The organism is Streptomyces sp. NPDC059906, from assembly GCF_042730645.1.
GTDB classification, from domain to species: Bacteria; Actinomycetota; Actinomycetes; order Streptomycetales; family Streptomycetaceae; genus Streptomyces; species Streptomyces rubrogriseus.
This window is the reverse complement of record NZ_JBHWKU010000020.1, coordinates 67,247-89,249: the sequence shown is the minus strand read 5'-3', so window position 1 is coordinate 89,249 and position 22,003 is coordinate 67,247. Positions and strand designations below refer to the sequence as shown.

14 protein-coding genes are annotated in these 22,003 nt (G+C 69.9%); 5 read left to right on the top strand and 9 right to left on the bottom strand.

The window, feature by feature from the left end; translation table 11 throughout:
- Positions 1-96 precede the first annotated feature (96 nt).
- Both ACFV9J_RS27120 and ACFV9J_RS27115 read left to right on the top strand, forming a co-directional pair.
- Entirely contained in the window at positions 97-846 is a 750-nt protein-coding gene (locus tag ACFV9J_RS27120) for an MBL fold metallo-hydrolase (protein ID WP_385358074.1), read from the top strand.
- Positions 847-880: 34 nt separating this feature from the next.
- Complete coding sequence (locus tag ACFV9J_RS27115) at positions 881-1,696, top strand: DUF3097 domain-containing protein (RefSeq protein WP_385358068.1); 816 nt, start codon at positions 881-883, stop codon at positions 1,694-1,696.
- A gap of 125 nt (positions 1,697-1,821) precedes the next feature.
- On the opposite strand, the gene hemW is transcribed toward ACFV9J_RS27115, so the two are convergent.
- The 3 genes from hemW to ACFV9J_RS27100 all read right to left on the bottom strand — a co-directional run bounded on the left by hemW (position 1,822) and on the right by ACFV9J_RS27100 (position 7,048).
- Entirely contained in the window at positions 1,822-3,054 is a 1,233-nt protein-coding gene (gene hemW, locus ACFV9J_RS27110; protein WP_385358066.1) for a radical SAM family heme chaperone HemW, read from the bottom strand.
- A gap of 45 nt (positions 3,055-3,099) precedes the next feature.
- Positions 3,100-5,637, bottom strand: coding sequence for a SpoIIE family protein phosphatase (locus tag ACFV9J_RS27105; RefSeq protein WP_385358188.1), 2,538 nt, complete (start codon positions 5,635-5,637; stop codon positions 3,100-3,102).
- Positions 5,638-5,857: 220 nt separating this feature from the next.
- A complete protein-coding gene (locus ACFV9J_RS27100; protein WP_385358185.1) occupies positions 5,858-7,048 on the bottom strand; it encodes an RNA-guided endonuclease InsQ/TnpB family protein in 1,191 nt (396 codons plus the stop codon).
- Positions 7,049-7,600: 552 nt separating this feature from the next.
- Here ACFV9J_RS27100 and ACFV9J_RS27095 point away from each other — a divergent pair.
- On the top strand, positions 7,601-9,772 hold the full coding sequence (locus ACFV9J_RS27095) for an AIPR family protein (protein ID WP_385358064.1): 2,172 nt from the start codon (positions 7,601-7,603) through the stop codon (positions 9,770-9,772).
- A gap of 29 nt (positions 9,773-9,801) precedes the next feature.
- On the opposite strand, the gene ACFV9J_RS27090 is transcribed toward ACFV9J_RS27095, so the two are convergent.
- Positions 9,802-10,278 (bottom strand): ATP-binding protein, encoded by a 477-nt coding sequence (locus tag ACFV9J_RS27090; protein WP_385358062.1) that lies wholly within the window; start codon positions 10,276-10,278, stop codon positions 9,802-9,804.
- 139 nt (positions 10,279-10,417) lie between these two features.
- Here ACFV9J_RS27090 and ACFV9J_RS27085 point away from each other — a divergent pair, with 139 nt between their 5' ends.
- On the top strand, positions 10,418-11,302 hold the full coding sequence (locus tag ACFV9J_RS27085; RefSeq protein WP_385358060.1) for a helix-turn-helix domain-containing protein: 885 nt from the start codon (positions 10,418-10,420) through the stop codon (positions 11,300-11,302).
- Complete coding sequence (locus ACFV9J_RS27080; RefSeq protein ID WP_385358058.1) at positions 11,292-11,486, top strand: DUF397 domain-containing protein; 195 nt, start codon at positions 11,292-11,294, stop codon at positions 11,484-11,486. The genes ACFV9J_RS27085 and ACFV9J_RS27080 overlap by 11 nt, the downstream gene beginning before the upstream one ends.
- 49 nt (positions 11,487-11,535) lie before the next feature.
- On the opposite strand, the gene ACFV9J_RS27075 is transcribed toward ACFV9J_RS27080, so the two are convergent.
- From ACFV9J_RS27075 to ACFV9J_RS27055, 5 genes are all read right to left on the bottom strand, one after another.
- The gene (locus ACFV9J_RS27075) at positions 11,536-13,014 is read right to left on the bottom strand and encodes a class I SAM-dependent DNA methyltransferase (protein WP_385358056.1); all 1,479 of its coding nucleotides are present in this window, start codon (positions 13,012-13,014) and stop codon (positions 11,536-11,538) included.
- 89 nt (positions 13,015-13,103) lie between these two features.
- Positions 13,104-14,735, bottom strand: a complete 1,632-nt coding sequence (locus ACFV9J_RS27070; protein WP_385358054.1) for an N-6 DNA methylase — start codon at positions 14,733-14,735, stop codon at positions 13,104-13,106.
- The gene (locus ACFV9J_RS27065) at positions 14,732-16,207 is read right to left on the bottom strand and encodes a restriction endonuclease subunit S (protein WP_385358052.1); all 1,476 of its coding nucleotides are present in this window, start codon (positions 16,205-16,207) and stop codon (positions 14,732-14,734) included. Before ACFV9J_RS27065 ends, ACFV9J_RS27070 begins: the two co-directional genes overlap by 4 nt.
- Positions 16,204-19,884 (bottom strand): DEAD/DEAH box helicase family protein, encoded by a 3,681-nt coding sequence (locus ACFV9J_RS27060; protein ID WP_385358050.1) that lies wholly within the window; start codon positions 19,882-19,884, stop codon positions 16,204-16,206. The genes ACFV9J_RS27065 and ACFV9J_RS27060 overlap by 4 nt, the downstream gene beginning before the upstream one ends.
- A 213-nt stretch (positions 19,885-20,097) precedes the next feature.
- Positions 20,098-21,975, bottom strand: a complete 1,878-nt coding sequence (locus ACFV9J_RS27055; protein WP_385358048.1) for an AMP-dependent synthetase/ligase — start codon at positions 21,973-21,975, stop codon at positions 20,098-20,100.
- Positions 21,976-22,003: the final 28 nt, after the last annotated feature.

The following is a 22,003-nucleotide window of genomic DNA, read 5'->3' as shown; positions in this document are numbered from 1 at the left end:
ACTCATGGCTCGCGAGTGCCAGACTTCCCCGGCCCAGTGTACGGCCGTGGGGTACGCCCCCGGCAAGGCCGGGACCAAGCCGTTAGCGTCGTCGCCGTGACGGTGACTTGGGAAGAGCTGGGCTGGGAGCGGCTGGCGGACGGGGTGGGGCGGTGCCGGCTGCCGGGGTGGGACTGCACGGCGGGGCTGGTGCTCGGCGCGGACGCGGCGCTGATGGTGGACGCGGGGTCGAGCCTGGACGAGGGCGCCCGGTTGCGCGAGGGGGCGCGGCGGCTCGCCGGCCGCCGTGTGACACATCTCGCGCTGACCCACCCGCATTTCGACCACGTCTTCGGCGCGGCGGCGTTCACGGGCGCGGAGGTGTACGGCGCGTGCGGCGCGGCGGGCACGGGCGCGGGCGCGCTGTTCGCGCCGGGCGGACAGGGGCGTCAGGCGCTGCGCGCGGACGCGGTGGTCGAGGGGCTGGACGCCCGGGCGGCGCGGGAGGCGGCCGAGGCGCTCCCCCTCGTCGGGCACGAGGTCCGGGGCGAGCGCCCGCTCGACCTGGGCGGTGGACGGCAGGTCCTGCTGGCCGACGTGGGGCCGGGGCACACCGGGCACGACCTGGCGGTGCTGGTGCCGGGCTCCCCGAACGTCCTGTTCTGCGGCGACCTGGTCGAGGAGTCCGGCGAGCCGCAGGCGGGGCCCGACGCCGTACCGGCGGGCTGGCCGGCCGCCCTGGACCGGCTGCTGGACCTGGGCGGCGACGACGGGCTGTACGTCCCCGGTCACGGAGCGGTGGTGGACGCGGCGTTCGTCCGGGCCCAACGGGACGCACTGGCCGCCCGGTTCGGCGTGTCGCGTTGATCATCGCGCGGGCGTTCCTCGTATCGTCGGCAGAATGCGCCAGTACTCCGCCGACCTGACCCCTCCGTGGAAGAAACCGCAGCCCGTTCCCGAGGTGCCCGCCGATCCCGGCCTGGTGGTCGAGGAGCCCGGCACCGGGTTCTGCGGCGCGGTGATCCGCTGCGAGGCGGGCACGGTGACCCTGGAGGACCGCTTCGGCAAGCACCGCGTCTTCCCGCTGGAACCGCGCGGCTTCCTCCTGGAGGGCCGCGTGGTGACGCTGGTACGACCGTCGTCGTCCTCCGGTCCGGCACGCTCCGCCCCCTCCCGTACGGCGTCCGGTTCGGTCGCCGTCCCCGGCGCACGGGCGCGGGTGGCGCGCGCCGGGCGCATCTACGTCGAGGGGCGGCACGACGCCGAGCTGGTCGAGAAGGTCTGGGGCGACGACCTGCGCATCGAGGGCGTGGTGGTGGAGTACCTGGGGGGTGTCGACGACCTGCCTTCGATCGTCGCCGACTTCGCGCCGGGGCCGGACGCGCGGCTCGGGGTCCTGGTGGACCACCTGGTGCCGGGTTCGAAGGAGTGGCGGATCGCGGAGGCGGTGACGAGCGAGCACGCGCTGGTCGTGGGCCATCCCTACATCGACATCTGGGAGGCCGTGAAGCCGTCGGCGGTCGGGATCGACGCCTGGCCCCGGGTGCCGCGCGGTCAGGACTGGAAGACGGGGGTCTGCCGGGCGCTGGGGTGGCCGTCGGAGAACACGGGGGCGGTGTGGCAGGCGATCCTGGCGCGGGTGGGGTCGTACAAGGACCTGGAGCCGGAGCTGCTGGGCAGTGTGGAACGACTCATTGATCACGTAACCGTGTCTTGAACATCGCCGGTCGTTGACGGAACAGGCCTGGTGGTCTGCTCTCCGCCCCTGCGGAGATGGTCCGTCGATCAGCTCGTCCACACGGCCGAGCAGTTCCTGCTCCCCGCGGAAGCGGGGATGACCCCTCAGTCCACCAGGTCCCGCACCACCGCGTCCGCCAGCAGCCGCCCGCGCAGTGTCAGGACCGCACTCCCGGCCTCGTACGGCCCCTCCTGAAGGAGTCCCTCGCCCAGCGCCCGGCGCGACGCCGCGAGCCCCGCCTCCCGCAGGAGCGACAGCGGGACGCCCTCCCGCAGGCGCAGCTCCAGCAGGACGCGCTCCACGCGCCGGTCCTCGTCCGTGAGGATCTCGCGCCCCGCGCCCGGCGACTTCCCCGCCGCCAGCGCCCCCGCGTACGCCCCCGGGTGCTTCACGTTCCACCACCGCACACCCCCCACGTGGGAGTGCGCGCCCGGTCCCGCGCCCCACCAGTCGGCGCCCCGCCAGTACAGCTCGTTGTGCAGGCAGCGCCCGGCGTCGGAGGTGGCCCAGTTGGACACCTCGTACCAGTCGTAACCGGCCGCGGACAGTGCCTCCTCGGCGATCAGGTACCGGTCGGCGTGCACGTCGTCGTCGGTCATCGGGACCTCGCCGCGCCGGATGCGGCGGGCGAGCTGCGTGCCCTCCTCCACGATCAGGGCGTACGCCGAGACGTGGTCGGGTCCGGCGCCGAGCGCGGCGTCCAGGGAGGCGCGCCAGTCGTCGTCGGACTCGCCGGGGGTGCCGTAGATCAGGTCCAGGTTGACGTGGTCGAAGCCGGCCGCGCGGGCCTCGGCGACACAGGCCTCGGGGCGGCCGGGGGTGTGGGTGCGGTCCAGGATCTTCAGGACGTGCTGCTTCGCGCTCTGCATGCCGAAGGAGATCCGGTTGAAGCCGCCCTCGCGGAGGGTGGCGAGGTACGCCGGGTCGACGGACTCCGGGTTGGCCTCCGTCGTGATCTCGGCGTCCGGCGCCAGGCCGAACTCGTCGCGGACCGCGCCCAGCATCCGTACCAGGTCGCCGGCGGCCAGCAGGGTGGGCGTACCGCCGCCGACGAAGACCGTGCGGACCTCGCGGGGGTCGTCGCCGAGCACCTTGCGGGCCAGGCGGACCTCGTCGACGAGCGTGTCGGCGTAGTTGTCGCGGGAGGCGAGGACGCCGCCGGTGCCGCGCAGCTCGGTGGCGGTGTAGGTGTTGAAGTCGCAGTAGCCGCAGCGGGTCGCGCAGTACGGCACGTGCAGGTAGAAGCCGAGGGGGCGGCCGGCGGCCCCGGCGAGCGCGGACGCGGGCAGCGCGCCGTCGGCGGGGACGGGCTCGCCGTCGGGGAGTGCGGAGGGCATGCGTTCCATTGTCCCGCACCCGGCCGGATCCCCTGCCCGCCCCGTTCAGTCCGCCTGGAGCACCAGCAGCGCCAGGTCGTCCTCCGGGGGCCGCGGCCCGAACTCGTGCACCAGACGCCTGATGCGCTCGGCGACCAGTTCGGCGTCCAGGCCCGCGCACCCGGCCAGCGCCGCGGCGAGCCCGTCGCCGTCGTCGAACTGGCGGGAGCCGCTGCGCCGCTCCGTGATCCCGTCGGTGACACAGAGCAGGGTGTCGCCGGACCGCAGCTCGAAGGTCTCGCTGACGTACGTCGCGTCCTCGACGACGCCGAGCAGGGTCTGCGGGCAGGCGACGGCGGACACCGTGCCGTCGGGCCCGAGGAGCAGCGGCAGCGGGTGACCGGCGGACGCGAGGGTGCAGCGGACGCCGCCGTCGAAGGGGACCAGCTCTCCGTAGAGCAGGGAGAGGAAGCGGGTCTGCGGTCCGTCGCCCGGGGCAACCGGTGGGCCTCCGGCGGCGACCAGCGCGCGGGCGGCGGCGTCGGCGGCTTCGGTGGCGTCGTCGAGGAGGAGCTGGTTGAGGCGGTCGAGGACGTCGGGGACGCCGTACTGCTCGCGGGCCAACAGGCGCAGCCAGGGGCGGGCGAGGCCGATGACGACGGCGGCCTCGGGACCCTTGCCCTGGACGTCGCCCACGGCGAAGCACCAGCGGCCGTCGCCGGCCGGGAAGAGGTCGTAGAAGTCGCCGCTGGGGCCGCCCTTGTCCCGCGGTTCGTAGACGAGGGCGCTGCGCACACCGGGGATCTCCGCGACGGCACCGGGCAGCAAGCCGCGCTGGAGTACGGCGCTGATGGTGGCCTGCCGGGCGTACTGACGGGCGGCGCCGATGGCGAGCGCCACCCGGCGGCTGAGGTCCTCGACCAGGCCGGTGATCTCGTCGGGGAAACCGGTGGTGCCGGGGGCGCCCGGGGTGCCGACGGCGCCCGGGGTGTCGGCCCGTCCGATGACCAGGGTGCCCAGCGGCCTGCCGCCGGCCACCAGACGGTAGGCGAGCGCGGTGCCGTGTGTGCCGTCCGGGCCGAGCGCGTCGCCGGGCCACGGGTGGCCGACGGGGCCGGAGCGCCACGGGTCGCGCGGGCGGGGCGGGTCCTTCTCCAGGGCGGCGCGCAGCTCGTCGAGCCGGCCCTCGCCCGAGTGCCACACGCGGGCCAGCCGGGCGCCGACGGCCGCGCCGGTGTCGTCGGTCCAGGCGCCGCGGCCCAGGGACTCGTCCTCCAGCCACACCCCGCACCAGTCGGCGAGCCGCGGCACGATCAGCTGGCCGGTGAGGGAGGCGACCAGATCCTCGTCGAGCTGCCCGGCCAGCAGGTCGGAGGCCTCGGCGAGGAAGGACAGGGCGCCACGGCCCAGCCACTCCCGGTCGCGGATGCCACGCCGGGCGGTACCGGTCACGCCGTCCCAGGGGGCCCGCCAACCCGCGGGGTCCGACCGGCCGGAACACCCCCCGCGACCTCGGCTCGCGTCCGCGTACGGTCCGACGCCCGGGCCCGCATCCGCGCCGACCGCACGACCGAGAGCGGCCGCCCCACGGCCCGACCCCTCCGACCGCCCGATACCCTCCGCATCCGCGTCCACCGCACCACCAAGGGCAGCCTCCCGACAGCCCGGCACCTCCGACCTCCCCAAACCCTCCCCCTCCACGTCCACCGCACCACCAAGAGCGGCCTCCCGACCGCCCGACCCCTCCGACCTCCCCAAACCCTCCCCCTCCACATCCACCACACGGCCAAGGGCAGCCGCCCCACGGCCCGACCCCTCCGACCTCCCCAAACCCTCCGCCTCCACGTCGGCCACGCCGCCGACGGCGGCAGTCCGACGGTCCGAGCCCGACGCCGGGCTGTCCGACCTTTCGGGGCCCTCCGCGTCCGGGCCGTGCGGGGCTCCCGAGCCGTCCGGGCCGTCCTGGCCCCCGTGGCCGCACCGGTCGCCGTCGTCCACGCGACCGCACTGGCCGCCCTGGCCGCCCTTCTCGCCCCGGCCACCCTGGTCGCCCTGGTCGCCCTGGCCGACCCCGCCAGGCTGCACGGCCTTGCCGGTCTCGTCGGCCCCGGTGTCTTCGCCGGCCGCACTGTCCGTGGTGTCCGCGCCGTCCGGCGCCTCGCCCGGCCGCCAGATACCGGGTGACCCGGGAGTGCGTCGCGCGCCGCACCCTCCGGCGTACGGCTCGCTCTGCCCGGCGTCGTCCGTGCCCACGGCCGACAACCGCGCCCACACCGTCTTGGTGCCGGGGCGGTAGGTGATCCCCCAGGCCTCCGCGAGCGCGGCGACCAGCCGCAGGCCGCGCCCGTACTCGGCGGCGTCGTGCGGCGTCTCGGGGGCGGCGCTCCCGGGCGCGCGGGACGGGTGCTGGTCCGTGACCTCGACGACGAGCGCGCCGGTCCCCTCCACCTGGAAGCCCACCTCGACGTCGGTGCCGGCGTGCACCACGGCATTGGTGACCAGCTCGCTGACGACGACCAGGGCGTCGGCGGTGAGGTGCTCGGTCAGCTGCTCCGTGCCGGGCAGACCGAGCGCGGACCAGTCGGCGAGCGCGGCCCGCACCATCGCGCGGGCGGCGCCCGGCGCCAGGGAGCTGCCGAGCAGGGTCACGCGCGCCCGCGCGCACTCTTCGAAGCCCTCGACGAAACCGTCGTCGAAGCCCTCGGCTGATGCCTCGGCGGCGCGCGCGGGCTCCGAGCCGACGCGAAAGACGGTCTCCCGCTGCGTCGGAATGGCCCCCGTGACTCCTCCACTCCCTGAAGGAAGTGGCTTCTCGCTTGGCCGGTTAGGCTTCACGACGGACCAGCCCGGCCCGGAGAACGTTCAAAGCGCCCACGGTGTCCGCGTGAGCGCGGTGACCGCAGGCAGTGCACTGGAACTTGTCCTGCGTGGGCCGGTTCTCCGCTGTGACGTGTCCGCACATGGGACAGGTCCGGGAGGTGTTGCGGGGGTCCACCGCCATGACTTCTCGTCCGGCGCTTTCAGCCTTGGCGGTCAGGATCGCGAGGAACACCCCCCATCCGGCATCAGTGATCGATCGGTTCAGCCCAGCCTTGAACGCAGCCCCGTTGGGCAGGAAGCTGCCCGGCGTGCCCGGGTCCGGCTTCGGAGCAGGGGCTTTGACCATGTCACGGACCTTGAGGTCTTCATGCGCAATGAAATCGTGATTCCGTACGAGGTCAAGAGCTGTCTTGTGTGCGTGGTCAAGGCGTTGGCAGTGGACCTTGCGGTGCAGTCGGGCCACTTCGTCTACGGCCTTGCGACAGCGCTTGCTACCACGTCTGCACCGACTGAGCGCCTGTTGTGCTGCTTCGAGCTTCGCGGCGGCCTTACGACCATGACGTGGATTGGGTACGAAGCCGCCGTTCGAATCTGCGAGGAAGTTGGCCACGCCGAGATCAATGCCGACCGCACTGCCGCTGGCGGGCAACGGCTCGGGCCGGAACTGCTCGGCAGTAAGCATCACATACCAGCGCTTGCCCTCACGCTTGACTGAGACCGTCTTGACTTTGCCGATCACCGGGCGATGCTGATGCACCTTGACGTGCCCGACGCCCTGGAAGCGCACACGGGTAACAGGATCGTGCGGTGTGGAGTCCCAGCGACAGCCATCCCCGTCTCTGGGGAAGTCCACGGTGTCAAACCGGCCGATTCCCCGGAAGCGCGGGTAGCCAGCCTTCTCAGCGGCCCTGACACGACGGAAGAACGCAGCGAACGCCTTGTCAAGCCGCCTGAGCGTCGCTTGCTGTGAACTGAACGACCAACGCCCATGACACTCCGGGTCGAACGCTCGGATCTCTTTGAGCTGAGCCGACTGGTGTCCATACCGGACGGTGGTCCTGGATGCGTGCCGGTAGGCATCCCGGCGCTCCTGCAGAGCCCCGTTGTACAGCGAGCAGTGATCGCGCAGCATCTCGCCGAACGCGACTGACTGCCGCACGGTAGGCCGCAAGAGGAACTTGTATGTCCGGATCATCCAGCCCACCCCCTCCCGGATCAGCACTCAACGAAAACATCGACAGTCGGCCTTGCGCAGAACGTCGGTGCCCCACTTCGTCACGGAGCACATCCGATTCTCGCCGAAGAGCACGCGAGCGGCGCCCGGTTCCTCCGGATTGCACCGGTGTCGCCACGCCGCCAACCTAACGGCACGCTGGGCACCTCTTTTCGGATCTGGCCAGACTCACCCGAACGAGTGACCAGACGTGTGCCCGCACGCCAGCCCTCCGCTCGCGGTCCCTGGAAACCGGCGTCCGAGACAGTCCCCCTCCCAAGGACCGGACTCCATTCGACTTGAAGCCCTCGAACTGCACCACGATCCCTGACCCCGTCGACAAGGTGTCTCGGCACGCCCACCCTCAACCCGCGGAGATCGACATCGTTGCCGGTGACAACACCGGCCGCACGCCGACCGTCAACGCACCAAGCCGACACCAACGCAAGCGTTTATCCAGCCATTTGGCGTGAAGTAGCCCCCACGACGTGGTTAGAGTAGAAGGTTGGTCGAGGCCTCGATGGTGGAGGGCGCATGGCGCAGGGCGGGCAGAGCATGCCGCTGGAGGTACAGCACATCCGGAAAGCGCTGCTGAAGGAATTCAGTGAGCTCATCCGCATGGACGACTTCGTCAAGAAGGATCCCAGGGAACGCGAGACGGCTCTGCTGTCGAGGGCGGTCTCGGCGAAGGCGGCCCGGATCCTCACCGACTGCTCGTCGGAGGAAGCGGCAGGCGGGGTCATCGACGGCCGGGACGACTTCGGCATCGACTGTGTGGCCTTCTCCGCCTCCGGCTCGGAGATCTACTTGATCCAGGCCAAGTGGAAGGACAAGGGGACGGCCGGCTTCGACACCGAGGCCGCCCTCAAACTCATTCACGGGCTGAAGAAGCTCGACAACCGCGACCTCGACCACTTCAACGAGCGTCTGCAACTCCTCTCGGACCGCATCCATGGAGTCCTCAAGCTGCCCACGTGCAAGGTGCACTTGGTGATCGCTCTGATGGGTGACGGCCGTCTCTCCCCGGAGACCGCCAACATCCTGGACGAGGCAGCCGACGAGTTCGGCGGACAGGGGCGGACCGTCGCGTACCGGGTGGTGAACCAGGCCGAGTTCCACCGGGCCGTCCGGGAGGATCTGGAACCTCAGCCCATCACCCTCAAGGCGACCATGAATCGGGAGTGGTACGCCCGCGAGACCCCGTTCAAGGCGGTGATCGGTGAGGTCAGCGCCGATCAGCTCGCCCGCTGGTACGGAGGGGAGGACGAAGGCGAGGGGCACGGCGAGCGCCTCTACGACCGCAACGTCCGCCGCTCGCTCGGGCTGACCGGGGTCAACCAGACCATGGTCGACTCGATGCTGGAGGACCCGGAGGGCTTCCTGTACCGGCACAACGGCATCACGGTGCAGTGTGACGAGATCACCCAGGAGTACCCCTTCAAGCGGGCGGTGGGGCAGCCGACCGTCCTGACCCTGACCAACGCCAGTGTCGTCAACGGGGCTCAGACGGTCACCTCCGCCTTCCGGGCCTACGAGAAGGACGCGGAGGCCACCGGGGAGGCGTACGTGATGGTGCGCGTCATCTCCCTTGAAGGAACACCGGACGGGTTCGGCCGCTCCATCACCAAGGCCACCAACACGCAGAACCACATGGAGCGCCGGGACTTCATCGCGATCGACCCGGTCCAGGGCGAGATCCAGAAGGACTTCCGCATCTCCCTCGACAAGGAGTACGTCTTCCGGCGGGGCGAGCTGGACCCCGCGCCCGAGTCGGGCTGCTCGGTCACGGAGGCAGCCACCGCGTTGGCCTGCATGCACCGTGACTCCTCGCTCGCCGTGCGGGTCAAGGGATCGACCAACGCCCTGTGGAGCGAGGGACCGGGCGGCGCCTACACGCGGCTCTTCGGACAGCAGCCGAGCGCGGTGCAGATCTGGCGCGCCGTCCAGGTACTGCGGCTCGTGCGCGACGAGCTGACGAAGACGCGGGCGAAGCTCTCCGGCCGCCCCGCCTCGGTCGCCGACAGCGGCACCCTTCTCGTCGCCCACCTGGTCTTCCAGCGTGTGGGGAGGGAGCGGTTCGACGAACCGGACGCCGACTGGGAGGACGCCCTCGCGGAGATTCCGAACCAGGTGAGCGCCGTACTGGCCTGCCTGATCAGCATGGTCGACACCCTCTTCACCCCGAAGAGCTTCGTCACCAGTACGTTCGCGAACGAGGAACGCTGCGCCCGCCTGGTTTCGGCGGTGCTCGGGACCCTCGACCGCGGGGCGGGACCGGACTCCCCCATGAACCTGGCCGCACTGATGAAGAGCGCTGGGCCCGGTCGACAGCGCAGGCCGCAGACCGTGCGCCTGCTGGTCGACCATGACGCGATCGAGGAGGGCACACGTCTGGAGTACGCGCCGAGCGGCGTGGAGGAGCTCGCCATCGGCGCCTGGCTCAACGCCGATCCCCGGCGCCGCCGCGCGAGCTGGGTCAACGACCGCAGGACCCCCCTCCTCTGGGAGGCCGACGGCAAGCGCTACTCGCCCACCGGTCTGGTCTCCCAGATGTGGAACGAGGCCGACTGGAAGGACCAGTGGAGCGCTGTCCAGGGGCCCAAGCAGTGGCGGGTGCCGGGCGAGGGAACGCTGGTCGAGATCGCGGAACGGCTGTGGCAGGGGATCGCGGCCGGGGAGGCTGCCGAAGACGATCATCCGGCGTAGCCGGGAGACGGTGACGCTCGTGAGTCGCCTCACCTCGGCGTCGGCCCCGGCAACTCGGCCCATACGGTCTTTCCCGAGGGGAAGCGGGGGGCAACCCCCCACCGGAGCGCGAGTGCGTCCACCAGGACCAGTCCACGTCCGTGCTCGCCGTCCGGGCACGGTGACGGCACCGGGGTGGGCAGCCGCTCACCCCTGCTGTCGGCAACCTTGATCCGCAGAGCGCCGGAGCCGTCCTCGGGGGCGGTGGCGAGGTTCATCGTGAGCAGGAAGCCCCGCCCGGGGACCCGGCCGTGGGTGACCGCGTTCGCGGCGAGTTCACCCACCACGAGTTCGGCGGCGTCCAGGTACTCGGCGTCTCTCCCCCACCCCCAGTCCAGCAGTTGCTGAACCGCGAGGAGCCGGGCCAGGCGCGCTCCACGCCGGGTCGAGCTGAACTGCTGACGGAAGAGCGCGGGCCCGGGAACACAGCGAGCCAGTCGGGGTTGGTCACGGATTTCGTGCTTCATGTGACAGAGCGTGTCCGGTTCGTCATACGCTGACCAGAGGAACCATCGGTACGGCACACGCCTGTACCGTCGTTGCCGGTTGCGTGTCCGTGCCGACGGGCGTAACCGGGTGGCGGGCGGGCGGGTTGGGGGATGCGTGATGACATCGGGACCCCGTCAGAACAACACCGAAGGCCGCCCCGAACCCCCGGAGGACGCGGACGACCTGCTCGACCTGAACAGAGCCGTGGGCAGACAGGTCAAGCTGCTCCGGGAGCGCGCCGGCCTGACCCAGAAGGAGTTGGGCGACCGGCTCGGGTACGGCGAGGACCTGGTCTCGTCCCTGGAACGGGGCCGCCGGACACCTCAGCCCGAGTTCCTCGACGCGGCGGACGAGCTCCTGGGCGCGGGAGGGCTGCTGAAGGCGACGAAGGAGGACGTGGCCCGGGCGAAGGCGCGGGCTCGGGTACGGCATCCGGCCTGGTTCCGGGACTATGCGCGGCTGGAGGGGGAGGCGGTTGAGGTCAGCTTCTACAACAACCATGACGTGCCGGGGCTGTTCCAGACCGAAGGGCGAACTCGCGCACTGTACGAGATGCGAAAGCCTCTCCTCGCAGTGGAGACCATCGAGCAGCGGGTGACCTCAAGGATGGACCGCCAACGCATCCTGACCGAGTGGCCTCCTCCCATGGTGACTGCCGTAATCGAAGAGGTCGTGCTCCGTCGACCGATCGGCGGGCACGAGGTGCATCGGGAGCAGCTGGCCCGTTTGCTGGAACTCGGGCGACTTCGCACAGTCGAGTTGCAGGTAATGCCCACGAACCGGTCCGAACACGCATGCATGGGCGGCTCGTTCACCCTTCTCACCCCGAAGGGAAAGCCGCAGGTGGGGTACACGGAAGTTCAGGCCGTCGCACGTCTGGCCACGGACATGGACGAGGTCCGTATCATGGCCGCACGCTACGGCAGCATCAGGGCCCAGGCCCTCACTCCGCGAGAGTCTCTGGCCCTGATCGAGAGGATGCAGACCGACGATGAGTGCTGAGAGCTCCCGACTGCTTGTCTGGCACAAGAGCAGTTACAGCGGCAATGAGGGGGGCGAGTGCGTGGAAGTAGCCCTCACGGTCGAGAGCGTCCACATCCGTGATTCCAAGGACGTGCACCAGCCGTCCTTCTCCGTACATACGGAAGGCTGGGCGGCGTTCGTAGCCTTCGCGGCGGCGGGCTGAGCGAGGGAATGGTGGGGAGGTCGGCAGACCTCCCCACCATCCTCCTGCTCTACGGCAACGCCTCCGCGACCTCACGGAAGTGCGCGGCAGCGTCGTCGAGCAGGCCAGCGATCTCGGTTGCGATCTCCTTCGGGGAGCCGAAGTCGTCGAGCTCCGGGACCAGGTGGGCCTGCAGGTCGAAGTTCACGGCCGGATGGTCGAGCAGTTCTTCCACCGTGTACCGGCGGAATCGCTCCGACTCCGAGCGCTCGGTGCACGCGGCGACGAAGTCGTCGAAGTCGGCTTCCACGACCGGGTTTCCGGTGTCGGTGCGGTGGTTGCCGGTGCGGGCGTCGTAGACCCACAGTTCCCGCGTGACGGGGCGGCCGTCCGGCTTGGGCGTGGCCTTGGTGAAGAAGAGGATGTTCGACTTCACGCCCTTGCGGTGGAACATGCCGGTGGGCAGCCGGAGCAGCGTGTGCACGTCGCAGTTCCTCAGCAGGGCACGCCGTACGGTGGCCGCGGCGCCGGTGCCGAACAGCACCCCGTCGGGCACGAAGACGGCCGCCCGCGCCCCTGACCTCAGGGTGACCATGAGGTGCTGGAGGAAGTTGGTGGGGAAGTCGCCGTAGGCGAGGAAGTCGTCCCGCATGGTGGCGTTCGGGACCACGCCGTCGCTCCTGAAGGGCGGGTTGCAGATGGCGACGGTGGGGATGGTGCTGTCCGACCGCAGCACGGGGGTCTTGTGTGTGAGGGTGTCGGCGAGCCGCACCGGGGCGGGGTCGGAGAAGGGCCGACCGGTGTTGAACAGGATGTTCAGGGTGGCGAGTCGGCACATCTGGGCGTCCAGATCGGCCCCGGCGATGGCGGCCGGGTCGGTGGACTGCAAGGCATGGTGGGCCGCGATGAGCGTGGAACCGGTGCCGCAGGCCGGGTCGACGACGGTGTCCTCGGGCCCCACCTCCAGCACCTTGACGACGGCGCTCAGGACCGGGAACGGCGTCAGTGTCTGACCGGTGTCGATCTTCCGGTCGATGTCGTCCCGGCAGGCGCGCAGCATGATGGTGAAGGCCCGTCCCAGCTCGGCCTGGGGTATGAGCCGCCACTGGTAGGGGTCGATCTGCTCCGTGATCAGCTTGGCGAGCTCGGCCATCCGGCCGAGGTCCCAGGACTGCGCGTCGCGGAAGACCATGGCGGCGATCCGCCGGTCGGGACGGGTCGGCGCCTGGTCGTCGAGTTCGCGTATGAGAGCGGTGAGACCGGAGTGCAGGGCGTCGCCGCTCAGGTCGGTCAGCCTCGGCCAGGTGCCCTCGGGGGCGACCGGCTGCCGGGCGAACCGTGCGGGCCGCTGCGACCGCTCGTGGTCCAGCTTCAGGAAGAGCAGATAGCCGACGTGTTCCACGAACTGGAGGCGCGTGATGGCGCGGGTGCTGGTCTTCTCGTCGTAGAAGCGCAGGAGGCGTGCGGCGATGTCCTCACCGGTCCATCGCCCCTCGGGAACACTTCCCGCCGCCGCTCCCGCCAAACCGTTGCCGAGCCCGTTGGCCATGCTTCACCCAGTCCCTGTGTCGTTCCGGAGCGGCGTGACCGCTGCCCCGGGACCCGAGGGGCACGATGGCCGGAGGTCCGGGAGCCGGATTACCGCTCCAGGTCTTGATCGGTCTCTTCGGTGGTGCCGGTGATGGTGCTGTGCGCAGGATCGCTCGTGGACCGGTCCACTTCGGTCTCGACGGTCGTCGTACCGACAGCCCTCTTCAGAGCCTGGGCGACAGCGGTGAACTGAGCCAGGGCGCTTTCGAGTTCGTCCACGATCTCCTGGGCGATCACGTCCGGGGGCGCGAGCGGGGCGGAGGAAGCGGAGGCGGACCGGAGCACCGTCAGGTCGAGGTTGACCTTGTCACGTGCGATCAACTCATCGTACTCATAAGGCTGGAAGCACTCACTGGGCTTTCGGGCCGAGTAGTCGGTGCCTCCGGAGTGGAAGGCGGCGACGAAGTCGTCGAGGTGCTCGCGGCGCAGGGCGCGCTGCTTGAGGGTGAAGCGCTGGTCGGTGCGGAAATCGTAGACCCACAGTTGCTTGGTGGCGGCCTTGCCGCCGGGGCGCGGCGGGACCTTGTCGAAGAACAGGACGTTCGCCTTGACGCCGTTGGCGTAGAAGATGCCGGTGGGCAGGCGCAGCAGCGTGTGGACGTTGGTGAGTTCCAGGAGACGGCGGCGGATCTCCGCGCCGGATCCGCCTTCGAACAGGACGTTGTCGGGCAGGACGAGGGCGGCCCGGCCGTTCGTCTTCAGCAGGGTGTAGATGTGCTGGACGAAGTTGAGCTGCTTGTTGGTGGTCTGCGTCCAGAAGTCCTTGCGGGCGGTATACGCCTCACCGGTGACGGATCCCACGCCGAAGGGCGGGTTGGCCAGCACGATGTCGTAGAACTTGTGCGGCGACTTCGCCAGGGAGTCCTGGACCGTGATCAGCGGGCGTCCCTCGGAGGTGCCGATGCCGTGCAGCAGCATGTTCATCAGCGCGAGTCGGGCGGTTTCCCGCACCAGCTCGTAGCCGGTGATGGCGCCGGTCTGGAGCTTGCGGCCCTGCTCGCCGTACAGCTCGTCCTCGTAGCGCTCGGCGATGTGGGCGTGCGCGGCGATGAGGAAGCCGCCGGTGCCGCAGGCGGGGTCGGTGATCGACTCGCCGGGCTTGGGCTGCACGCAGTCGACCATGGCGTCGATGAGGGGGCGAGGGGTGAAGTACTGGCCGGCGCCGGTCTTGCGGTCCTCCGCGCCTCGCTGGAGGAGCCCTTCGTAGGCGTCGCCCTTGAGGTCCTGGTTCTCGCGGGTCCAGACGTAGGGGTCGATCAGGTCCTTGACGAGCCGGTCCAGGACGGCGGGCTCGTGGATCTTGTTCTGAGCCTTGGTGAAGACCTCGCCGAGCATGGTGCCGCCCTTGCGGCCCAGCTCCCGCAGGATGTGCTCGTAGTGGTCGAGAAGGTCCTCGGACGAGCGGCTGGTGAGGCTGGCCCAGTCCAGGCCCTCGGGGACCAGCGGTTCTTCCGGCTCGTTCTTGCGGAACCGCGCGGGGCGGTTGGCCCGCTCGTCGGCCATCTTCAGGAAGAGGAGGTACGTGAGCTGCTCGACGTAGTCGAGGGTGGAGACACCGGAGTGCCTGAGCAGCTCGCAGTAGGACCAGAGACGGTTGACGAGCGTGGAGGTCGTCTCACCGGCGGACCGGCGGGCGGCGGGAAGGCTGGCGCTGTTCACTGGGGTGGGGGTGGTGCTCATGAGGGCAGTTCTTCCTGACCGGGCGGGGTGGGGCGAGGCTTGCGGGCGGCGCGCTTACGAGGGGCCTTGGCCCCGTGCACGGCACGGATCCGGTCGAGCGTCACCGATGCCGGTTCATCGGCGGGGTTCTGAGGGACGAGGGCGCCGGTGAAGGCGGCGTGGAGGAGGGAGGTGCGGAGGTCTTGGGCTCGGGCCAGCGCGTCTTCTGCCATGGTCCGTGCGATCGCCACACCCTCAAGGTGGAGTTCGATCGTCTTCACGAGCTCTTCCTGGATCTCACGGGGTGGGATCGGTACCGGAAGCAACTTGATCTTCCGAAGACTGATCGACGCTAGGTTCACCGACTGCGTTCCGTTGCGGTCGCACCAAGATTTACCGAAGCCGTTGGCATGCCAGGCCAAGAGCTTGGGATGAATCTCTGCATCGATCACACGCGCCCGGAACACGTGGTTCTGATGGATGCAGTTGTCGATTTGCCCGTCCCAGACCCAACCGCGCCCGAGCTTGTCCCTGTCACCACCTTCGTTGAGCAGCACATCACCGCGTTCCAGACGCAGCGCCTCGACCTTCTCCGGCGGAACACGAATAGTCGTCACCTTGTCCAGGACTATTTCTCCGCGCTGGACGTTGGCAACGCGAAGATACGGGACTTCCACGTAGTCCGGGTCGCCTTGACGTTTACTGTCTTTAGTCACACCACCGGCAACTGAAGCGACCTGCCCCAGGCGCGCCCATTTCCAACCGACCGGGAGATCAGGAATGGGGCCGTCGTCGATGTCTGTCTTCTGCAGTGGGGCGGGGAATAGCTCGATCTCTTCCAGGCAGCCTCGGGACCCCAAGCCAGTCACCTGCTCGGCAAGCGTCGCAGCACTGGAAAGCGCAGTCGATGCCGCCGCCTCACCTGCCTCGATCCGCGAGATCTGCTGCTCCACCTCGGCCACAATGCGCAACTGCTCTGGATGGGGCGGCACGACAATCTTCGTGGCGAGCAGAACCTTCCTCGCCACACTGGCCTGGTTCACGTGATTGTTCAGAACAGTCTTAAAATAACCACTGGACCATAGCCAGTGCAGTTGCACCGCAAGGAACTTACTATCGAACCCTTCAGGCGCACGCAGTCGGGTCATGTGGTTCGAGTAAGCCGCAGGCTCAAGCGAGCCGAACCACGCGGTCTTTCCCACCAGAGCCGGGCTGTTCGTGTTGTTAAAGACGACATCGCCGTACTCGACCCGCCGATCCGACTCATCCATGACGTATCGGGCGTCGGACAGGTCGATGGCGCCATTACGCGTGATGTTCATCGGGCGAAGGTGCACGATTCCGTCACCATCCCGATTGTGTTTGCCGCTGGCAAAGCCGGGCTGAACCTCAACCGCAAGCTCCCCAAGCGTCGCGCGCGCCCACCCCGCCGGAAGCTCCCCGGAACCGCTCTCCGGCCCGTCCCCCGCCGTCGCACTCAGCCCCAGCGTCACGCGCCCAGCTCCCTGTCCAGTTCGTCGAGGATGTCTTCCGCCCTCGTCTCGCCGAACTGCGCCAAGAAGCCGTCCGTGCCGTTCCGCTTGGTGAACGGGGCGTAGTCGAGGTCGGCGGTGTCGAAGCGTACATGTTTGACAGTCGCGGCGGCGATGTGGTCCAGCCACCAGCGCTCGTGCTCGGTGAAGGTCACACCGGCCTGCGCCTGCTTCGCCAGCCAGGCCGCGTACCGCTCCCGTACGACCTCGTCGTGCGGGCGAGGCCGCTCGGCGGCCTTGTCCGCGCCGCCCTCGAGTTCGTACCGCATGAGTGCGAGCAGGTCGGCCGCCGTCCGTGCGGCGGAACGGTCCGCCACGACCGCCTCGCCGACCTGCTCGTAGGAACGCCAGAGCCTGTCCGTCGTCCAGGCGCGCGGGGGGCGTGCCACGGAGCGCGCCAGGTCCTTGAGGCGCCTCAGGGCCTCGCGCGGCGGCACCTGCGAACCGGCGGCGAAGGCGAGGGAGAGCGCCGCGATCTCGTCCCGGTGCTCGTCCACGTAGGCCCGCCAGTCGCGTACCGTCTCGCGGGCCGTCGACTCGTCCTCCGTGACCGCGCCGGCAGAGACCAGGGCGTCACGGCTGGTCTCGTCGTACAGGATGTCCTTCGCGCGCCGCATCTCCAGCAGCCGGGTGCGCAGGGCGGGGTTGGAGGCGAGCGGTTTCAGGGCGCGGTCCACGGCGGACCTGACCGCCTTGTCCGGGTCAAGTCCGAGGCGTTCCGCGGCTTCCCGGGTCTTCGCCTGTTCGTCGACCGCCACCGCCTCGACCATGTTGTGCACGATGGTTTTGAGGGGGACGCCGTCGCTCAGGCCCTCGATCTCCGCCCGTTCCTCGTCCGTCATCTGGAGGTCGAGTTTGGCAAGGCGGGAAGCGAGGGTGGAGACGTGCTCGTCCTCCGCCACGCCCCGGGCGGTCAGGCGGAGGAGTTTCTCCAGGTTGAGGTCCTTCTCCGTGTGCCGCTCCAGCGGGCCCGCGTCCACCTTCTCCTTGCGGGTGACCCCCACCGCGTCGACGATCACGAAGTGCGTCTTCGGGCCGACGCCCGGTGTGACCCGCTCGAACTCCGTGAGGGTCAGGGTGCGGGCGCCCCGGCCCTTCATCTGCTCGAAGTAGGCCCAGCTGTTGACGTCCCGCAGGAACAGCAGGCACTCCAGCGGCTTGACGTCCGTGCCCGTCGCGATCATGTCGACGGTGACGGCGATGCGCAGCTGGGGCAGGTTGCGGAAGTCGGAGAGGCGCTCGGCGGGTTTGCGTGCCGCGTGGGTGATCTTGGCGCAGAAGTCGTCGCCCTTGCCGAAGACGTCCCGGACGACCTCGACGATCTCCTCGGCGTGGTTGTCGTTCTTGGCGAAGATCAGGGTCTTGGGGACGTACATCTCGTCCCACAGCAGCTCGCCGGTGTCCGGGTCGCGCTTGGCGCGTCCGGGGAAGATCTCGGTGAACAGGCGCTCGCGGAAGGTGCGGATCACCGTGCGCAGCTGGTCCTTGCTGATCACGCCGACGCCGACTTCGCGGGCGCCGTAGCTGACGTCCTCGTCGAAGTCCTCGTAACGCTGTCTGCGGGTGCGCCGGTCGCGGACGGGGATGGTGCCCTGGGCGATGACACCGCCCTCGCCCGTTATCCGGGTGAGGATCTCGAAGACCTGGAAGTCGACGTTGACGCCGTCGGCGACCGCCTCCTGGTAGGTGTACTCGCTGACCAGGTTGCCGTTGAAGTAGCCGAAGGTCTGGGCGACGGGTGTCGCGGTGAGGCCGACGATCGGGGCGTCGAAGTACTCCAGGACGGAGCGCCACTTGCCGTAGATGGAGCGGTGGCATTCGTCGACGACGATCAGGTCGAAGGACTCGGGCGGGATGTTCCTGTTGTAGCCGACGGTGATCTCGCCCGGCGCCTCGTAGGAGAACTCCTCCTCGCCGTCCGTACCCGTCCGGGCGGGGACGGTCGCGCCGGTCAGCTCCATGTAAAGGCGCTGCACGGTAGAGACGACGACCTTGGCGGAGGGGTTCATGCCCTCGGCGGCGAGCCGCTGCACGTTGAACAGGTCGGCGAAGGTGCGGTTGGTGTCGGGGGTGGTGAAGTTCTCGAACTCGGTCTGCGCCTGGGCGCCCAGGTTGTTGCGGTCGACGAGGAACAGGACGCGTTCCGCCTGCGCGTGCTTGAGCATGCGGTAGGCGAAGGTGACCGCCGTGTACGTCTTCCCGGCGCCCGTCGCCATCTGCACCAGGGAGCGGGACTGGCCGGTGCCCTGCTGGCCCCTGCCGTGCGCGACGGACTCCTCGACCCCGCGCACCGCCTTGATCTGCGCGGGACGCAGCGGGCGTTCGTCGAGCTCGGGCATGCGCAGGCGGAGCCGGGCGCGGTAGGAGGGGGCCTGCGGGTCCTGCTCGGCCTGGCGCATCCACCGGGCCAGGGTGCGGGGCTGGTGGAAGGAGAAGATCCGCCGGGTGCGGGAGTCCGGGTCGAGCGTGTTGCGGAACCGGGTCTCGCCGCCGTCCGAGACATAGCGGAACGGAAGGGGTGTGCGCCAGGCGATCAGGCGCTGCTGAGCGTCGGTGGGATGGTCCGCGTACCGGTCGGCCTGCTCCTGGGCGGCGGTGAGGTCAGCACCCTCGCGCTTGGCCTCGATGACGCCGACCAGCTTGCGCTCCACGTACAGCGCGTAGTCGGCTCGGCCCTTCGCTGTGGTCACCTCACGGACGGCGACCCCGCTGCCGCGCCGGTCGCCCTGCACGTAGAGGTTGAGGTCGACGCCCGCGTTCTGGACACTCCATCCGGCCTCGGTAAGCATCTCGTCCAGGCGGGTGCGCACCTGGGCCTCGGTGAGGGGCTCGCGGGCGGCCTGCTCGGCGTTGTCCAGGATCCGGGCGCGCTCGGCCACGGCCTCAGAGGCGGCGGCCGGGGTGGTCGCCACCAGGCGTGCCAGACGGGTGTCGTCGGCGGTCTGTGCCTGCTGGAGTGCCACGAGTTGGTCGCGCATGGCCTCGACCTGGCGGGCGAGTTCCTCGCGCTCGGCGCTGACGGCGGCCAGGTCCCGCTGGGCGGCGGCACGGGCCGTCTGTTCGGCCTGCGCGTGGCTCGCCTGGCCCTCGTAGCTCAGGCGGGCGTCCTCAAGGGCGCGTCGTGACTCCGCCACTTGGGCGCGAAGGGCGCGGTTCTCGGCGGCGGGAGTACGTGCCGGGTCGGGCGGAACAAAGGTCCGCTGGTCCCTGGAGGCGGTGAGGAGGCGGTAGTACCAGACGCCCAGGCGGTGGCAGGTCCGCAGCGCGCGGAAGGCGTCGTCCGGGTCGTCGTGGCCGTCGTGGTTGGCCTTGTTGCCCAGGATCCGGACTTCGTGGAAGGCGTCCTTCACGTTCCCGTGCAGATAGCCCTCCCGGTCGAGGGCGGCCAGTCGTTCGATCTGCTTGTCGCCCGTGTACTGCACACGGCCCCGCCGGACCAGGTCGGAGGCGAGGGCCTCGCCGAACTGCCGGGACTTGAGGAGTGAGGTGTTCGGGTCGGTGAAGACGTGCGACTCGGCGGCAGCACCGTAGGCGACAAGGAGGGCGAGATGGTCGTACAGGAAGCCGAAGTTCCGTGAGGTGCGGGCGAGTTCCGCAAGCCTGGGATCCGGCGTACGTGCCGTGCCACCTGCGCTCATCGGATGGATACGCTCTCTCTGGGTAGCCGCGTTCCCCGAGAGCACCACCGGCTCGCAGGGCTTCCTGAGGATCTTCGATCCTATCGGCTGTCGCTCCCCACAGCCACGACTTTCCCCACGCTCACCCGTCGGCGACATTCAGGCGAGGTGCGCGTCGACCGTCAGCCGAACGGGGCAGGTCACGTCGACCCGCCCCGCCCACCACACGCGCGGTCACGCCTCGCGCGAGCCCTCGTACATCTCCTCGATCAGGTTCCTGTACTCCCGCTCCACCACCGGCCGCTTCAGCTTCAGGCTCGGGGTGATCTCGCCGTGCTCGACGTCGAGGTCGCGGGGCAGCAGGCGGAACTTCCTGATGGTCTGCCAGCGCTGGAGACCCTCGTTGAGCTGCTTGACGTAGCCGTCGACCATCTCGACGGTCGCGGGCGCCGCGACGATCTCGGCGTACGGCTTGCCCTCCAGGCCGTTCTCCTTGGCCCACTCGGTGATCGCGATCTCGTCGAGGGCGATGAGCGCGGTGCAGAAGTTCCGGTCGGCGCCGTGCACCAGGATGTTGGAGACGTAGGGGCAGACCGCCTTGAACTGGCCCTCGACCTCGGCCGGCGCGATGTACTTGCCGCCGGACGTCTTGATGAGGTCCTTCTTGCGGTCGGTGATGCGCAGGTAGCCGTCGGGCGACAGCTCGCCGATGTCGCCGGTGTGGAACCAGCCGTCGGGCTCCAGGACCTCGGCGGTCTTCTCGGGGAGCTTGTGGTAGCCCTCCATGATGCCGGGGCCGCGCAGCAGGATCTCGCCGTCGTCCGCGATGCGTACCTCGGTGCCGGGCAGCGGCTTGCCGACGGTGCCGGTGCGGTAGGCCTCGCCGGGGTTGACGAAGGAGGCGGCGGAGGACTCGGTGAGGCCGTAGCCCTCCAGGATGTGGATGCCGGCGCCGGCGAAGAAGTAGCCGATCTCGGGCGCGAGGGCGGCCGAGCCCGAGACGCAGGCGCGCAGGCGGCCGCCGAAGGCCTCGCGGATCTTGGCGTAGACGAGCCGGTCGGCGACGGCGTGCCTGGTGCGCAGGCCGGTGGGGGCGCTCGCGGTGCCGGTGCGCTTGAAGTTGTCCTGGGTGACCTTGGCGTACTCGCGGGCGATCCCGGCGGCCCACTGGAAGATCTTGTACTTGGCCCCGCCGCCCGCGCGGGCCTTGGCGGCGACGCCGTTGTAGACCTTCTCGAAGATGCGGGGGACGGCCGCCATGTAGGTCGGCTGCACGACCGGCAGGTTCTCGATGATCTTGTCGACCCGGCCGTCGACGGCGGTGACGTGACCGGCCTCGATCTGGCCGGAGGTCAGCACCTTGCCGAAGACGTGGGCGAGCGGCAGCCACAGGTACTGCACGTCGTCCTTGGTGACCAGGCCGGTCGCGGCGATCGCCTTGGCCATGTACGACCAGCAGTCGTGCGGGAGCCGGACGCCCTTGGGCCGGCCGGTGGTGCCGGAGGTGTAGATGAGGGTGGCGAGCTGGTCCTTGGTGAGCGCGCCGACCCGCTCCTTGATCAGCTGCGGGTCCTTCTCCAGGCGGGCCGCGCCCCGGCGCTCCAGCTCGTCGAGGGTGAGCACCCAGTCCTCGGAGGTGTCCGCGCCGGTCGCGTCGACCACGACCACGTGGGTGAGGTCGGGCAGCTCCGCCTTCCTCTCCTTCGCCTTGGCGAGCTGCGCGGCGTCCTCCGCGATCAGCACCCGGCTCTCGGAGTCGGAGAGGATGTACGCCGATTCGTCGGCGTTGGTCTGCGGGTAGACGGTGGTCGTCGCCGCGCCCGCGCACATGATGCCGAGGTCGGCGAGGATCCACTCCAGCCGGGTGGCGGAGGCCAGGGCCACCCGCTGCTCGGGCTGCACGCCCAGCTCGATCAGGCCGGCCGCGATCGCGTAAACCCGCTCGGCGGCCTGCGCCCAGGTCAGCGAGTTCCAGTCGTCGGGGCCCTCGCCCGCGGCCGGCGGCACCGGGTAGCGGTACGCCTCGGCGTCCGGCGTGGCGGCCACCCGCTCCAGGAAGAGTCCCGCCACGGAGGGGGGACGGTTCTCGATCAGTGTCTGTGTGTCGCTCACGACATCCTCCGGGCCCGCGACGGTGCGG

Excerpts from the sequence above, each read along its gene's own strand:
- ACFV9J_RS27115 (WP_385358068.1), top strand. The coding sequence starts at position 881 with ATGCGCCAGTACTCCGCCGACCTGACCCCTCCGTGGAAGAAACCGCAG.
- ACFV9J_RS27060 (WP_385358050.1), bottom strand. The coding sequence starts at position 19,884 with ATGAGCGCAGGTGGCACGGCACGTACGCCGGATCCCAGGCTTGCGGAA.
- ACFV9J_RS27070 (WP_385358054.1), bottom strand. The coding sequence starts at position 14,735 with ATGAGCACCACCCCCACCCCAGTGAACAGCGCCAGCCTTCCCGCCGCC.
- ACFV9J_RS27100 (WP_385358185.1), bottom strand. The coding sequence starts at position 7,048 with ATGATCCGGACATACAAGTTCCTCTTGCGGCCTACCGTGCGGCAGTCA.
- ACFV9J_RS27080 (WP_385358058.1), top strand. The coding sequence starts at position 11,292 with ATGAGTGCTGAGAGCTCCCGACTGCTTGTCTGGCACAAGAGCAGTTAC.
- ACFV9J_RS27090 (WP_385358062.1), bottom strand. The coding sequence starts at position 10,278 with ATGAAGCACGAAATCCGTGACCAACCCCGACTGGCTCGCTGTGTTCCC.
- ACFV9J_RS27095 (WP_385358064.1), top strand. The coding sequence starts at position 7,601 with ATGGCGCAGGGCGGGCAGAGCATGCCGCTGGAGGTACAGCACATCCGG.
- ACFV9J_RS27105 (WP_385358188.1), bottom strand. The coding sequence starts at position 5,637 with ATGGTGCGGGCCGCGCTCGCCGACTGGTCCGCGCTCGGTCTGCCCGGC.
- ACFV9J_RS27085 (WP_385358060.1), top strand. The coding sequence starts at position 10,418 with ATGACATCGGGACCCCGTCAGAACAACACCGAAGGCCGCCCCGAACCC.
- hemW (WP_385358066.1), bottom strand. The coding sequence starts at position 3,054 with ATGCCCTCCGCACTCCCCGACGGCGAGCCCGTCCCCGCCGACGGCGCG.
- ACFV9J_RS27075 (WP_385358056.1), bottom strand. The coding sequence starts at position 13,014 with ATGGCCAACGGGCTCGGCAACGGTTTGGCGGGAGCGGCGGCGGGAAGT.